6 protein-coding genes are annotated in these 16,706 nt (G+C 59.3%); all 6 read left to right on the top strand.

Annotation, left to right across the window (positions count from 1 at the left end; genetic code table 11):
- Window positions 1-227 precede the first annotated feature (227 nt).
- Window positions 228-1,028 carry an efflux RND transporter periplasmic adaptor subunit gene (locus MPRO_RS08090; protein ID WP_067290111.1) on the top strand — a complete coding sequence of 267 codons (801 nt, stop codon included), beginning with the start codon at window positions 228-230 and terminating at the stop codon, window positions 1,026-1,028.
- Entirely contained in the window at window positions 1,025-2,344 is a 1,320-nt protein-coding gene (locus tag MPRO_RS08085; RefSeq protein ID WP_067290108.1) for an efflux RND transporter periplasmic adaptor subunit, read from the top strand. The genes MPRO_RS08090 and MPRO_RS08085 overlap by 4 nt, the downstream gene beginning before the upstream one ends.
- On the top strand, window positions 2,345-4,441 hold the full coding sequence (locus MPRO_RS08080; RefSeq protein ID WP_067290106.1) for a site-2 protease family protein: 2,097 nt from the start codon (window positions 2,345-2,347) through the stop codon (window positions 4,439-4,441).
- Window positions 4,442-4,596: 155 nt separating this feature from the next.
- The gene (locus MPRO_RS08075; RefSeq protein WP_216821267.1) at window positions 4,597-5,178 is read left to right on the top strand and encodes a GNAT family N-acetyltransferase; all 582 of its coding nucleotides are present in this window, start codon (window positions 4,597-4,599) and stop codon (window positions 5,176-5,178) included.
- Window positions 5,179-5,269: 91 nt separating this feature from the next.
- Window positions 5,270-5,836, top strand: coding sequence for a phage tail protein (locus MPRO_RS08070; protein ID WP_067290104.1), 567 nt, complete (start codon window positions 5,270-5,272; stop codon window positions 5,834-5,836).
- Window positions 5,837-5,962: 126 nt separating this feature from the next.
- Window positions 5,963-16,666: an Ig-like domain-containing protein gene (locus tag MPRO_RS08065; protein WP_067290102.1), complete on the top strand. Its 10,704-nt coding sequence runs from the start codon at window positions 5,963-5,965 to the stop codon at window positions 16,664-16,666.
- The last annotated feature ends 40 nt before the right edge of the window (window positions 16,667-16,706 follow it).

Genomic DNA, 16,706 nt, shown 5'->3' with positions numbered 1-16,706 from the left:
CGACGGGACATCAACAACCTGCACAATGTCACCCGAAATTCGCGACAACAAGAGGGTGAGAGCGCCTGCACAGGGCCCTGTTGAACGACAACAACGTCAATATGCCGGGCCACCCTGCCCTGCTGTAGCCCGAAGATCCAGGCCCGGCACTATCCGCAGCCTGCGATTTACCCCTGGGCCTGACTCCTTTACACTGCTGCCATCGTTTATCTTGCAGGGAACGCAATATGCAGCGAAAAATCAGCCAGATCTGTGCGATCCTGTGGCTTCTTTATGCAGGCAATGGAACAGCCACAGCACAATCCGACGATCCTCTGCTCGGCAACCCTCTACTCGAAAGCCCAGGCGGCCAGCAACACAGCGACCAACGCAAGGCACGCGGCATTTTGCGCGCCCGTGACCAGGCCGTAATGTCGAGTGAACTGGCTGGTCGCATCATCGAGATGCCCTACACCGATGGCCAGGCATTCAAAAAAGACGCTGTGCTGGTCAGGTTCGACTGCAGTGCCTATCAGGCCCAGCTGAATGCCGCCCAGGCCGCCGTGCGGGCAGCCCGCGAAGAACTCAACCACAAAAAACAGTTGGCGTCGTTCAACTCCGTCGGCCGTTTCGAAGTCACACTGGCTGAAGCCCGCCAGGCCCAGGCCCAGGCCGAAGCCAAGGTCTACCAGGTGCAGGTGCGTCGCTGTACCGTCAACGCTCCCTTTGATGGTCAGGTGGTACAACGCGAGGTACAACCGCACGAAAGTGTCGCCGGCGGTACGCCTCTACTGGACATCGTTGACAACCGCACCCTGGAAGTACAACTGCTGGTGCCCTCCAACTGGCTGGGCTGGCTGCACCCGGGACAGCGGTTTGAATTTGTGCCGGATGAAACGGGGCAGCCCCTGGCGGTTGAGGTAAAACGCCTGGGCGCACGCATAGATGAGAGCAGCCAGACCCTGCTGCTGATCGGTACCCTGTCGCAGGATACTGCAGGTCTGCTGGCCGGCATGAGTGGTAGCGCGCGCTTTCTGGAAGCACCATGAGCGCCCGAATACCGGATCCCACCGAGCGCGTCTTCGCCCAGCTACTGACACTGCAAAGCCAGACCCGAGCCGCCGTGAATATAGACAGCCTGGCCTATAGCCTGGTCAACGACGCCCAGGCACTGTTTGGCTATCGCCATGCCGCCCTGCTGATAGCCGGGCGCACCCAGGCGGTAACCGGCATCAGCCAGGTCGAGCCCCATGCGCCCTTCGTCGCCTTTGTCGAACGTGCAGCCCTTGAACTGCAGGAGCAAGATGTGGCGAACCAGGCACAGCCGGTTGATACTGCAGCCCTGAGCGAACAGACCCGTGCCGACTGCCATAGCTTGTCGGCCAGCGCGGTATTCTGGCTTCCCCTGATAGATCGACAGCAAGCGCTCTTTGGGGGGCTATGGATCGCTCGCGAGCAGCCCTGGAGCCAGGCCGAACAAGCCGTGCTGACTCAATTAGGTGACTGCTACAGCCACGCCTGGCTCGCGCTGCAACCGCGCAAGCCCTGGCGTCTGCGCTGGCCCAGGCGCAAGATTCTGGTCCTCGCAGTGACCGCCGCCCTGTTGCTGGCAGTGCCCGTGCGCCAGTCGGTGTTGGCGCCGGCCGAAGTGGTCCCCCTCAACGGACACGTCGTCACAGCACCGCTGGATGGCGTGATCGCCGAATTTATGGTTAAACCCAATCAGTCAGTGAAACCCGGCGAGTTATTGCTGCGCTTTGATGCCACCTCGCTTCGCGCCCAGGCGGACGTTGCCGAACGCAGCCTCGGAGTGGCCGAGGCTGAGCTGAAAAGCAATGCACAACGGGCCTTCTCCGATAGCGACGCCAAGGCGCGGCTGGACCTGCTCGCCGCCAGAGTTGAGCAAAAGCGCGCCGAACGCGATTATGCCCGCGAACTGCTTGCGCGCAGCGAGGTGCGTGCCGAACGCGACGGCATCGCGGTGTTCGCCGATGCAGAACGCTGGACCGGAAGACCCGTAAAGACTGGTGAGCGACTGATGGACATCGCCGACCCGAAACAGGCAGAACTGCGTATCGAATTGGCGGTAGCCGATGCCATCGATCTGGCATCGGGGGCTGAAGTTGCCCTGTTTCTGGACAGCGACCCGCTACATCGTCATGCGGCCAGCCTGCAGCGCTTGGCCTACGAGGCCCAGACCAGCGCCGCCGGCCAACTCGCCTACCGGCTGGATGCAGGTTTTACCGCCACAGCACCCAGAATAGGACTGCGCGGTACGGCCAAGCTCTTCGGCCAGCGCGTGCCCCTGGTGCTCTATCTGCTGCGTCGCCCGCTGGCCGCGCTGCGTCAGGGGCTGGGACTGTAAATGACGCTACCGGCACTGCGCCCTGACCTCCAGCTATCCCCCGCGGCCTGCGCGCTCGACGGCTCGCCGCAATGGACCCTGGCCGACCCCATGCGCGGGCGCTACTTCAAGCTCGGCGGCACGGCGCTAAGACTGCTGCACCACTGGGCGCTGGGAGATGCACAACACGTTCTCAACGCCGCCAATGCGCAGCCCGGCATAGCCCTGGGCGAAAGCGACTTGCAACAGCTATTGCGCTTTCTGCGGGATCACGACCTGATCGCCGCCCGGGATCCGGAACAGCGTGCCAGCTACATCACAAAGGCCGCCTCCCGGCGACAGAACCTGTGGCTGCGGTTATTGCATCAATATCTGTTCTTTCGCATACCGCTGTGGCGCCCAGATGCCTTTCTCAATCGCACCTGGCCCTGGCTTGAGCGCCAGGGCCCAGGGCTGCTGCGCTTCGGCTTGCCGCTGGTATTCGGCCTGGGACTCTTTCTGGTAGCACGGGACTGGGAACGTTTTCTGGCCACCTTCCCGCACCTGTTCAGTCTCGGTGGTGCCCTGGCCTTTGGCCTGGCGCTGGTATTCGCCAAGCTGTGCCACGAGTTCGGCCACGCTTACATGGCCAAGCGCGCCGGCTGCCGGGTGCAAAGCATGGGACTGGCCTTTATGGTGCTGTTTCCACTGTTCTATACCGATGTCAGTGATGCCTGGCGGGTAAATGACCGCCGCTCGCGCCTGCTGATCGGCGCCGGCGGCATGCTTGCCGAATTGCTGCTGGCCGCTATCGCACTGCTCGCCTGGTCGTTACTGCCGGACGGACCCGCACGCACCGCGGCTTTCATGCTCGCCAGTGCTACCTGGTTAACCACTCTGGTGGTCAACCTTAACCCCTTCCTGCGCTTTGATGGCTATTACCTGCTCAGCGATCTTTGGCGGGTCGAGAACCTGCAACAGCGCGCCTTTGCGCTCTGTCGCTGGCGCCTGCGCGAGGCTCTGTTCGGCTATGGCGAACCCATGCCAGAACCCTGGTCACCCAAGCTCTACCGCCGGCTGCTGACCTGGGGGTACTGCGCCTGGCTCTGGCGGGCGGCACTGTTTTTTGCCATTGCTCTCATTGTCTATCACCTTTTTTTCAAGCTGCTGGGCACTTTCCTGATGCTGGTAGAACTGACCTGGTTTATCGGCCTTCCGATTTGGCGGGAAATGGGCGAATGGTGGCAACGTCGCCGCCAGGCCCGGCCCGGCCGACGGTTATTCATCGCCTCCCTGCTGTTTACAGGCTTAGCGCTGCTGCTGGTGCCCTGGCGCAGTGCCGTCGAAGTGCCCGCCGTACTGGATGCCACACGTGCCAGCGCCCTGCACGCGCCCATGGCCGCACGCCTGAAGCAACTGTGGGTCAGCGATGGTCAGCAGGTGCATGCAGGCGACTTGCTACTGGAACTCGAGTCGCCGGACCTTGATGCCCGCCAGACCATAGTGCACAACCAGATACGCATTGCGCAGCTGCAACTGCGGCGCCAGTCCGGCCGAAGTGAAACCGCCGCTGACGCCACCGTGTTGGAGCAGCAACTGGCCGAGTCACTCGCCGAATACCGCGGCCTGGCCGCACAGCGCGAACGACTGCTGTTACGGGCACCCCACGCGGGTATCGTGCGGGACCTGCTGCGCAATCCGTCGGCAGGACGCTGGCTGATGCCAGAACAACCACTGGCACAGGTGATCGAACAACGGGTACGTCTTCGCGGCTACCTGCCGGAAGAATCTCTCTGGCGCGTTGAAACCGGGGCCAAGGGGCAGTTCATCGCCGATGACCCGCTACGCACGGCACTACGAGTGCACCTGACGCACATCAGCGCCACTGGTACAGCCTATCTGGAAATAGAATCACTGGCCTCGGATCACGCAGGCCCCATTGCTGTGCGCCGCGACGCCCAGCAACGCGCCCAGCCTTTGCAGGCACAGTATCGCGTAAGCCTTGCATTGGAAGAGGCAGGAGCACTACCGACGCAGCCACTGCGCGGGCTGGTAGTATTGCAGGGCCGCCAGGAATCCATACTGGGCACCCTCTGGCGACGCCTGGCAGCGCTGGCCATACGGGAGAGCGGATTCTGAAAAAAATACCCAAACGCCAAAACGGGTCATCCAAGCTCCAGCATAGTCTGGCGTTACTTCGAGCAATCCCTCGCTTGACACCGTGCATGACTAAGCTACGCTATCTGCTGCAGCCGGACGCTGCAACTTACACGTTTGCGCAAGGATGCTTATCTGTGCCCACCTCTGATTACTGTATCCGTACACAACAAGCCACAGATCACTCCTTTCTTCAGCATCTTTATTCCTCCACCCGCGCCACAGAACTGTCCGCCTTTGGCTGGCCAGCATCGGCGATCGATGCCTTTGTGCTACAACAGTTTTGGCTGCAGTCCCGCTACTACCAGGACCACTTCCCCAACGGGGATTTCTGGCTGATCGAACGTCACGGCCAGCCCATTGGCCGACTTTATCTCGCCTGGGGCCAGGTCACCGTACAGCTGATCGATATAGCCCTGCTGCCCGAACAGCGAGGTGCAGGTCTGGGTAGCAGGTTGCTCAATGAACTGCTGGCACGCACTGATGCCTGCGGACTTGCCGTTAAACTTCATGTCGAATCACACAACCCGGCGCTGCGTCTTTACCAACGCCTGGGCTTTGGCATTATCGCCGACAAGGACGTCTACCTGGAAATGCACCGATCTCCCCAGCCAGCCACCACAGACCGCCTCATCGATATCAGGCTACCCGAACTCAGGCTGGATCAAAAACTGCTTCGGCACTCATCGATGGAACCTGCGGCGGCGCGGCCTGATTAATATTTGGATCACCACACACTTGCCATAATGGCAAAAGAGTACGTGCGCCTCAAAACGCCCGTGCACAATAAGCACGACAAGGAGAGTAATGATGAGCGAACCCTTTCTCGGCGAGATTCGCCAGGTCGGTTTTAACTATGCCCCCCGTGGTTGGGCCTTCTGCCAGGGACAGCTATTGCCGATAGCGCAGAACACCGCGCTATTTTCCCTGCTTGGCATCCAGTTCGGCGGCGACGGCCGTAATACCTTCGCCCTGCCAGATCTACGCGGGCGCAGCCCTGTCGGTTTTGGCCATGGCCCGGGACTAAGCAATATAGCCGCCGGCGAACAAGGTGGCACTGAATCCGTGACTCTGACACCGGCAAATATGGCCTCCCATACACACACCGCCGAAGCAAGCATCGCCATTCCTGCCAGCAGCAATGGTACCGACACCACATCCGCACCGGCGACAAATACCGTATTGGGCGCTGCCAGCAATAGCGGCCGTCCCGGCAGCATTTACGCCACAGATGCAGCCGACACAACGCTGAAACCTTTCAACAGCCCGATAACTGTGCAGCCGGAAGGCGGTAACCAGCCAGTACAGACCCGCAACCCCTTTCTGGGAAGCAACTTCATCATCGCGCTTGAAGGAATTTACCCTTCGCGTAGCTGAGGACCAGTACCGCCAGCCCTGTCAGTACAGGGCTGGCGGCACAGAAGAAATTCAACACCCAAAGGCATTATCGCAAGCGGCTCTCGACAGTTCGCAGCGATTGTACGGATTGCATGGAGACAGCTTATGAAGTGGTTCGCTAACTCAGGCAAAAAAACAGGGTCTGGCGACCAGACCCGTCCCGCAGCGGCGATTGCACCGCTGGCCATGGCACTGGAACCACGCATGCTGTTCGACGGCGCTATCGCAGCCACCATTGTAGAAACCCAGGACAGCACCTTGGAGCCTGCCTCTGCGCAGGAGACGGCGTCCATTACAGACACAGAAGGCGCAGCTATCGCCGGCAGCGCCGACAACCGCCAGGAAATCGTCTTCGTCGACACCCAGGTGCAGGACTACCAGCAACTTCTTGCGGGGCTGCCAACCGACGTTGAAGTGGTGATGTTTGATGGCTCCAGTGATGGCTTGCAGGTGATCGCCGATACACTGGCCGGACGCAGTGCTATTGATGCCATCCATATTCTCAGCCACGGCGACAACGGCCAGGTGCAGCTGGGCAACGACTGGTTTGACAGCAATGATATCGCCGCGCGCGGTGATCTGCTTGCCACGATTGGCCAGTCGATGAGCGAGGATGGCGATATCCTGCTCTACGGCTGTACTGTAGGCGGTAACGGTGCCGGCGTAGAGTTTATCGACGCCCTGGCCAGCGCCACGGGGGCAGATATTGCCGCCTCCAATGATCTGACCGGAGCGGCGGACAAGGGCGGCGACTGGGAGCTTGAAGCAACTCAGGGCAGCATCGAAGCAGTCTCACTAGATCTAAGCAATTATTCCCGTTTACTCACCGCTTTTAGCGACAGCCTGGATACCAATGTTGGCACCGGAGTCACCAGTTTCACCAGCAACCTGGGGGGAGTCGACTTTATTTATACTTTTACCACCCAGGGAGATAGCGGAGACATAACTTCGGATACGGCTTTTGGCCAGGGTGATTCAGCCTCAGTGAGGTTACTATCCGGTAACTTTGATTTTGGATCCATTGAACGCGTGACGATTGCACGTACCGACGCCGCCGATTTTACCTTTAGCAGCTTGTATATCAACAACTCCGGGGGAGGTGTCGTAACTGTTGGCGGCTATCTCGACGGAGCTCTGGTCGGCAGTGCTCAGACCATCACTACCGGAGCTACAGGCACACTTAGTTTCGGTGCTATCGGTGTGGATGAAGTTCGTATAACCAGCGCAGATTTCTTTCAGACCAACATCGACAGCTTTGCCGGCGACACCAATCCACCCGCCCCACCGACCCCCACCCTTACCAGCGCCACCTACAATGCCGCCACCGGTGTGCTCACCGCCACCGGCACCAACATGACCACAGGCGACAACATCGATGTGAGCACACTTACGCTCACCGGTGAAGGCGGCAGCAACTACACCCTGACTGACAGCAGCAACGTGACGGCCAGCAGCAGCACCACTTTCTCCGTCACCCTCAGTGCTACCGACAAGGCCGCACTGAACCTGATCACCAACAAGAATGGCACCAGCTCCACCGGCGGCACCACATTCAATCTCGCCGCTGCGGATGACTGGAATGCAAACGCTACGGCAGGCGACACCGCAGATGCCACCAATACTCTGACCGTCAGCAACGTCGTCGCGCCAACCATTACCAGCGCCACCTATGACGCCAGCGGCGGCACCCTGATCGTAACCGGCAGCGACCTCCTGTCCCTAAGCGGCGCAGCCAACGATATAGTCGCCAACAAGTTCACACTGACTGGTGAAGGCGGCAGCACCTACACCCTGACCGATACGGCCAATGTCGAGGTCAGCTCCGGCACCGCATTCACACTCGCACTGAGCGCCACCGACAAAGCCGCACTCAATCAGATCATCAACAAGAGCGGCACCAGTTCCACCAGTGCTACCACCTATAATCTGGCGGCCGCCGAAGATTGGGCGGCAGGCGCCGATGCGGCTGTGGCTGTTGCCGACGTCACCAGCAACGGCATCACCGTCAGTAACGTCGCTCTGCCGACAATCAGCAGTGCCACCTTTGACGCAAGCACCGGTGTGCTAACGGTTACCGGCACCGGTTTGCTGTCCTATTCGGGTGCCAGCAACGATATTGATACCAGCAAGCTCACCTTCACCGGTGAAGGAGGCAGTACCTACACCCTGACCGATACCGCCAGTGTGGAGATTACCTCCGGCAGCAGTTTTACCCTGACACTAAGTGCGACGGATAAATCGGAGTTGCTTGCCCTGCTGAACAAGGATGGCACAAGCGCCAGTGACGCCACCACCTATAACCTGGCGGCAGCCGATGACTGGGCTGCGGGGGCCGATGCGGCGCTCAACGTGGCTGATTTGACCAGTAATGGCATTACCGTGACCAACGCCAATGCTGCGCCAGCATTGGGTAATCTGAATGGCGACAGTATTGCCTGGGCCGGTGTAGGCAATACGCTGATACTGGATGTCGGCGGCAACGCAGCGCTGTCCGATGCAGAACTGGATGCGCTCAATGGCGGCAATGGCGATTGGGCAGGCGCCAGCCTGGGTGTTCAACGCGCGGGGATTGCAGTATCCAGCGACATTCTGGGCTTTGATACTGCCGGTGCCATTTTCACCGTTAGCGGCAGCAACCTTCAGTCCGGTGGCCTGACATTCGCAACTTTCACCAATACCGGCGGCGTTCTGAGCATCAATTTCACCAGCAGTGGAACGGCTGCTACCACAGCACTGATGAACGACGTGGCGCAACATGTTACCTATCGCAATGACACACCCGCGGGTGATGCCACCCTGCGCTTTACGCTGAATGATGGCACTTCGTCCGCAACGGCGGATGTGACTGTCACCACAGATACCATCTACGTTACCAACACTTCGGACACTGCAACTGTCAATCTGGCCAATGGTGTCAGTTTCAGTGAAGCCGTGGCCATAGCCGCAGCCGATGTGACCGGTTCTCAAACTCTTGTATTCAGCAACAGTTTTAGCAGCACCATGACCCTGGCTGGCAATCTGGCGATTAACGAAAGCCTGACACTCAATGCCGATGCCGCCGATGGCCTCCGCCTGTCGGGCAGCACCATTACTCTCGGTGGCGGCACCACGCTGAATGTCACAAACTCCACCGGGTCGGTGACAATTTCCAGCACCCTGGCCGGCAGCGGCGGGCTGTCCAAGGCCGGCGCCGGCGAATTGGAACTGACAAGCAGTAGCAACTCGGGCATGGCCGGTGATATGGCCGTAACGGCAGGCACGCTGTTTATCACCAGCGATAGCCACCTTTCCTCCGGCACCCTGGTGCTGGATGGCGGCGAGCTATACATGCTGGTAACCGGCGGGTCCTCCGGATCGCCTGTCACCAGCACAATCGACAATGTCATCACCCTGGGTGCCAGCGGTGGCACCATCAGTGTCGGGGGCGGCGGCGGGCGCAATATTGCAGATTTCAGCGGCATCATTTCCGGCAGCGGAAGCTTGACCAAATCCGCCAACTCCATTTTGCAATTGAGTGGGAACAACAGTTTCACCGGGGAGACCAACCTGCAAGCCGGTACGCTGATCGCGAACCACAATAACGCCCTGGGCAGCACAGCCGGTGCCACAACCGTTGCAGGCGGCACAAATTTGCGCATCGCCGGCGGCCTGACACTTCCTGAAGCCATTACCCTTTCTGGCACAGGCAAGAACGTTGATGGTGTAGATTACGGCGCGCTCCATCTTGTAACGGGCAGCAGCACGGTATTAGGTGATCTAAGCCTTGCCACAGATGCCAACGTCAGTGCGGCATCGGGCAGCAGCTTGGTTCTTAGCGGCGCGCTCAATGGCAGCTTCGAACTGAACAAGACAGATGCCGGCACCCTGACGCTATCGAACGCAACAAACTCAGGCAGCATGTCCGGCGGGATCAAAGTATCGGCTGGCACCCTGTCCGTTGCCGGTGATAGCTACCTTCCGAGCGGCACCCTGTCACTGAACGGCGGTACCCTGGCGCTAACCGCGGCAACCACCATCGATAACAGTATCAGCCTGCTGGCCGATAGCACCCTGAGCCACGCCGCAGATGTGACCTTGTCGGGCACAATCAGCGGTAGCGCGACGACATTGTCCAAAAGCGGCGCCGGAACACTCACACTAAGTAATACGTCGAACAGTGTTTCGAACTGGTCTTTATCTGCCACTGCAGGTTCCGTCAGCATCAGTGCCGCTAGTCATTTGGCTAGCGGCGACCTTACACTCAACGCCAGCAACCTGCTGCTTTCAGGTAGCAACACCTATAGCAACAACATCAACCTTGCAGGCGATGCCACCATCACCACCAATGATGATTCAACTCTGGCCGGGATTATCAGCGGCGCAGGCAACCTGACAAAATCCGGCACCGCTACGCTGAGCCTGAACGGCAATAATATCTATACCGGCGCAACCACCATCAGCACCGGCGCCTTGCTGGCCAATAGCGATAACGCGCTGGGAACCACTGCAGGCGGAACGACGATCGCAAGCGGCGCTATTCTGGCTGTTAACAGCGGTGTGACAGTTTCCGATGCGCTCTCCGTTTCCGGGGTGGGGTTTGCCGGGTTGGGTGCCCTCTATTCAACGGGCAATACCACCATTGCAGGTGCCGTCACCCTGACCGGCAATACCTCCGTCGGAGTCACCAGTGGCGGTAACCAGACCTTCAGCAATACCATATCGGGTGCATCCAACCTCACCAAGCTAGACGCAGGAACAGTCACCCTGGCGGGTACCAATACCTATTCAGGTACCACAACGGTTTCTGCGGGTACCTTATCGATAACGGGCAGCACAAACAGTACAACCACCGTTGCCAGTGGCGCTACCCTGGCAGGAAGCGGCACCCTTGGCGGTGCTGTTAGCATACAAAGTGGCGGCACTCTGGCACCCGGTGTCGACGGTGCTGGAACCTTGACGCTGGGCAATGATTTAGCGATCAGCTCCGGTGGCACCCTGTCGGTCGATATCACTGGCGCCACGGCAGGTGCAGGCTACGACGTCGTCGATGTGACAGGGACTGTGGATGTATCGTCCGCCACCATAGCGACTACCCATAGCTATACCCCTGGCAGCGGCGATTCTTACACCATCATCACCAATGATGCTGCGGATGCCCTTACCGGAACCTTCACGGGTGTAGCTGAAGGCGGCACCCTCACAGCGGGCGGCAATGCAACCGAACTCAGTGCCAGTTACATCGGGGGTACAGGCAACGACTTCACCTTAACGGCACCGGCCAACCCGGTCGTGAACTCGGTCTCATCCTCCTCGCCTGACGGCTCCTTGAAAATTGGCGACCTGGTGTCGATTACAGTCGTTTTTGATCAGGTGGTCACCGTCAATACTGCCGGCGGAGCACCCCAACTGCATCTGGAAACGGGAACCACAGATCAAACGATCAATTATGTATCCGGTTCGGGTACCAGCATCCTGACCTTTCAATATACCGTTCAAGCAGGCGATGAATCTGCGGACCTGGACTATCTATCGACCAGTGCGCTGACGCTCAATGGCGCCACCATACAAAATGGCTCAGGCCATAACGCGATATTAACCCTGGCCGCGCCTGGCGATGTCAATTCGCTCGGCGCCAACAAAGCGCTGGTGGTAGACGGTGTGCGCCCAACCGCCACCATTGTCGTCACCGATACAGCGCTGAGCGCTGGTGACACCTCAGCTGTCACCATCACCTTCAGTGAGGCTGTTACAGGCTTGACCGCTGCAGACTTCAGCGTTGCCAATGGCGCCCTCTCCAGTTTGGGCAGCACCGATGGCGGTATTACCTGGACCGCGACTCTGACGCCCGGCAGCGATGTGGAAGACACCACCAACCTGATAGTGCTGAATAACACTGGGGTGATGGATGCCGCCGGCAATACCGGCAGCGGCACTACCGACTCCAATAACTACGCCATCGATAGCCTGCGCCCCACGGCGAGCATTGTCGTCGCCGATACAGCGCTGAGCGCTGGTGAAACCTCAGCTGTCACCATCACCTTCAACGAAGCCGTAACCGGACTCACCACTGCAGACTTTACTGTCGCCAATGGCGCCCTCTCCAGTTTGGGCAGCACCGATGGTGGCATTACCTGGACCGCGACTCTGACGCCGTCGGCAGATACCGAAGACAGCGCCAACCTGATCAGTCTGGATAACACTGGCGTGATGGATGCTGCTGGCAATGCCGGCAGCGGCACTACCGACTCCAACAACTACACCGTTGATAGCCTGCGCCCCACGGCGAGCATTGTCGTCACCGATACAGCGCTGAGCGCTGGTGAAACCTCCGCTGTTACCATCACCTTCAGTGAAGCCGTAACCGGACTCACCACTGCTGACTTTAGCGTCGCCAATGGCACCCTCTCCAGTTTGGGCAGCACCGATGGTGGTTTTACCTGGACGGCGACCCTCACACCCGATGCCAGTGTTGAGGACACGACCAACCTGATAGTGCTGAATAACACTGGCGTGGCAGATACTGCTGGTAATACCGGCAGCGGCACCACCGACTCCAACAACTACGCCATCGATAGCCTGCGTCCCACGGTGAGCATTATCGTCACCGATACGGCACTGGCGGCCGGTGAAACCTCCGCTGTTACCATCACCTTCAGTGAAGCCGTAACCGGACTCACCACTGCTGACTTTACTGTCGCCAATGGCGCCCTCTCCGCTCTAAGTACTGCGGATGGCGGTATTACCTGGACCGCAACCCTCACACCCGATGCCAGGGTTGAGGACACCACCAACCTCATCGTGCTGAATAACACTGGCGTGGCAGATACTGCGGGCAATGCCGGCAGCGGCACTACCGATTCCAACAACTACGCCATCGATAGCCTGCGTCCCACGGCGAGCATTGTCGTTGCCGATACAGCGCTGGCGGCCGGTGAATCCTCAGCTGTCACCATCACCTTCAGTGAAGCCGTAACCGGACTCACCACTGCGGACTTTAGCGTCGCCAATGGCGCCATCTCCGCTCTAAGTACTGCGGATGGCGGTATTACCTGGACGGCGACCCTCACACCCGATGCCAGTGTTGAGGACACGACCAACCTGATCAGTCTGGATAACACCGGAGTGGCAGATACTGCGGGCAATGCCGGCAGCGGCACCACCGATTCCAACAACTACGCCATCGATAGCCTGCGCCCAACCGCCACCATTGTCGTCACCGATACAGCGCTGAGCGCTGGTGACACCTCCGCTGTCACCATCACCTTCAGCGAGGCTGTTACAGGCCTGAGCGCTGCAGACTTTAGCGTCGCCAATGGCGCCCTCTCCAGTTTGGGCAGCACTGATGGCGGCATAACCTGGACCGCAACTCTGACGCCGTCGGCAGATACCGAAGACACCACCAACCTGATCAGTCTGGATAACACTGGCGTGGCAGATACTGCTGGCAATGCCGGCAGCGGCACCACCGATTCCAACAACTACGCCATCGATAGCCTGCGTCCCACGGCGAGCATTATCGTCACCGATACGGCACTGGCGGCCGGTGAATCCTCAGCTGTCACCATCACCTTCAGTGAAGCCGTAACCGGACTCACCACTGCGGACTTTAGCGTCGCCAATGGCGCCATCTCCGCTCTAAGTACTGCGGATGGCGGTATTACCTGGATCGCAACTCTGACGCCGTCGGCCGATACCGAAGCCACCACCAACCTGATCAGTCTGGATAACACTGGCGTGGCAGATACTGCTGGCAATACCGGCAGCGGCACCACCGACTCCAACAACTACGCCATCGATAGCCTGCGTCCCACGGCGAGCATTATCGTCACCGATACGGCACTGGCGGCCGGTGAATCCTCCGCTGTCACCATCACCTTCAGTGAAGCCGTAACCGGACTCAACGCTGGAGACTTCAACGTTGCCAATGGCGCCCTCTCCAGTTTGGGCAGCACTGATGGCGGCATAACCTGGACCGCAACTCTGACGCCGTCGGCCGATACCGAAGACACCACCAACCTGATCAGTCTGGATAACACTGGCGTGGCAGATACTGCTGGCAATGCCGGCAGCGGCACCACCGATTCCAACAACTACGCCATCGATAGCCTGCGTCCCACGGTGAGCATTATCGTCACCGATACGGCACTGGCGGCCGGTGAAACCTCCGCTGTTACCATCACCTTCAGTGAAGCCGTAACCGGACTCACCACTGCTGACTTTACTGTCGCCAATGGCGCCCTCTCCGCTCTAAGTACTGCGGATGGCGGTATTACCTGGACGGCGACCCTCACACCCGATGCCAGTGTTGAGGACACCACCAACCTGATCAGTTTGGATAACACCGGAGTGGCAGATACTGCGGGCAATGCCGGCAGCGGCACTACCGACTCCAACAACTACGCCATCGATAGCCTGCGCCCAACCGCCACCATTGTCGTCACCGATACGGCACTGGCCGCTGGTGAAACCTCCGCTGTCACCATCACCTTCAGTGAAGCCGTAACCGGACTCACCACTGCGGACTTTAGCGTTGCCAATGGCGCCCTCTCCAGTTTGGGCAGCACCGATGGCGGTATTACCTGGACCGCGACTCTGACGCCCGGCAGCGATGTGGAAGACACCACCAACCTGATAGTTCTGAATAACACTGGGGTGATGGATGCCGCCGGCAATGCCGGCAGCGGCACTACCGACTCCAACAACTACGCCATCGATAGCCTGCGCCCCACGGCGAGCATTGTCGTCGCCGATACAGCGCTGAGCGCTGGTGAAACCTCAGCTGTCACCATCACCTTCAACGAAGCCGTAACCGGACTCACCACTGCAGACTTTACTGTCGCCAATGGCGCCCTCTCCAGTTTGGGCAGCACCGATGGTGGCATTACCTGGACCGCGACTCTGACGCCGTCGGCCGATACCGAAGACAGCGCCAACCTGATCAGTCTGGATAACACTGGCGTGATGGATGCTGCTGGCAATGCCGGCAGCGGCACTACCGACTCCAACAACTACACCGTTGATAGCCTGCGCCCCACGGCGAGCATTGTCGTCACCGATACAGCGCTGAGCGCTGGTGAAACCTCAGCTGTTACCATCACCTTCAGTGAAGCCGTAACCGGACTCACCACTGCGGACTTTACTGTCGCCAATGGCACCCTCTCCAGTTTGGGCAGCACCGATGGTGGTTTTACCTGGACGGCGACTCTGACGCCCGATGCCAGTGTTGAGGACACCACCAACCTCATCATGCTGAATAACACTGGCGTGATGGATAGCGCTGGCAATACCGGCAGCGGCACCACCGATTCCAACAACTACGCCATCGATAGCCTGCGCCCCACGGCGAGCATTGTCGTCACCGATACAGCGCTGGCAGCTGGTGAAACCTCAGCTGTCACCATCACCTTCAGTGAAGCCGTAACCGGACTCAACGCTGGAGACTTCAACGTTGCCAATGGCGCCCTCTCCAGTTTGGGCAGCACCGATGGCGGCATTACCTGGACCGCAACCCTCACACCCGATGCCAGTGTTGAGGACACCACCAACCTCATCGTGCTGAATAACACTGGCGTGGCAGATACTGCGGGCAATGCCGGCAGCGGCACTACCGACTCCAACAACTACGCCATCGATAGCCTCACGCCGACCGTGAATTCGGTTTCTGTGCCCGCCAACGGCACTTATGTCGCAGGACAGAGTCTCGATTTCACCGTCAACCTGAATGAAGCAGTTCTGGTCGATACGACCGGTGGTACGCCGCGTCTGGCCGTTACCCTCGATGTTGGCGGTACTGTCTATGCCGACTATGTTTCCGGCTCCGGCAGTACAGCGCTGCTTTTCAGCCTGACCGTCCTTGGCGGCCAGCTCGATACCGACGGTATCGAACTGGGTACAAACATCGATCTTAACGGCGCGACCCTGCGCGATGGCGCCGGCAACAATGCCACCAGCGCACTGAACAGCATTGAATCGAATGCCGCAGTCCTGATCGATGCCGCGGCACCGTCCGCAACCTCGATCAGCGTTCCGGCCGACGGCGCTCTGGTCGCCGGTGAAATGTACTTTGAGCTTGTGTTTGATGAAGCGGTGTCCGGTGTCGACATCGGTGATTTCAGCCTGCTAACGACCGGCAATCTGGTCGGTACTCTGGATAGCGTGCAACAAATCAATCCAAGTACTTATCGAGTATTGCTAACCGGCATCAATGGTAATGGCTCCTTGAGTCTGGCGCTGAACGCCACAGGCAGCGGCATCGCAGATAACGCCGGCAACGCTCTGGCCACCGGAATCACTAGCCCAGGCTATGGCGTTGTAGCCCAGACGGGCGATCCAGAGTTTCGCACCAGCACCTTGGGAGCCAGGCCGGCGAGCAGCGTATCTAGTTTGCCCACAGCTGTCGCAGCTTCAATTTCGCCTTCACCGTTTGAGTCGCCGCTACAGCCGCAGCAGCTCTTTGTGGCACCGACACTCGGCAGTGGCATCCCGACCCTAAGCGCCCTCTTTATCAACAATGGAGCACCGGCACCCAGTTATCTAGCCCAGGTTTTTGCCGGCCATTCAGGCGATGGTAGCGGCCGGGGCTTTCTTGGATTTGGCGGGGGCGATGCCGGTGTCTTTGGCCACAGTACCCTATCGAATATTTTCGACCCGGACTCGGAACTCGAGCCCGGATCTATCCAAACGGGATTACGCGAAGCCTTTGGCACACCCGGTTTCGGCGCTCCCACACTGGGCCAGCGGTTACAGCAAATGCAGAACACTGAGCAACGTCAGATAGAACAACTCGCCAGAGCCTTGAGCGAAATTAATCCTGGCGAACCACATGCCTGATCAGAAATGCGACCAGAAATTCAGCCGCGACAAGGGGGCG

This window comes from Marinobacterium profundum (assembly GCF_001528745.1).
Taxonomy (GTDB): domain Bacteria; phylum Pseudomonadota; class Gammaproteobacteria; order Pseudomonadales; family Balneatricaceae; genus Marinobacterium_A; species Marinobacterium_A profundum.
This window is presented reverse-complemented; position numbering and strand designations above follow the sequence as displayed.

Bases quoted from the DNA above. Each gene is read 5' to 3' on its own strand.
- MPRO_RS08090 (WP_067290111.1), top strand. From the start codon at position 228: ATGCAGCGAAAAATCAGCCAGATCTGTGCGATCCTGTGGCTTCTTTAT.
- MPRO_RS08085 (WP_067290108.1), top strand. From the start codon at position 1,025: ATGAGCGCCCGAATACCGGATCCCACCGAGCGCGTCTTCGCCCAGCTA.
- MPRO_RS08080 (WP_067290106.1), top strand. From the start codon at position 2,345: ATGACGCTACCGGCACTGCGCCCTGACCTCCAGCTATCCCCCGCGGCC.
- MPRO_RS08070 (WP_067290104.1), top strand. From the start codon at position 5,270: ATGAGCGAACCCTTTCTCGGCGAGATTCGCCAGGTCGGTTTTAACTAT.
- MPRO_RS08065 (WP_067290102.1), top strand. From the start codon at position 5,963: ATGAAGTGGTTCGCTAACTCAGGCAAAAAAACAGGGTCTGGCGACCAG.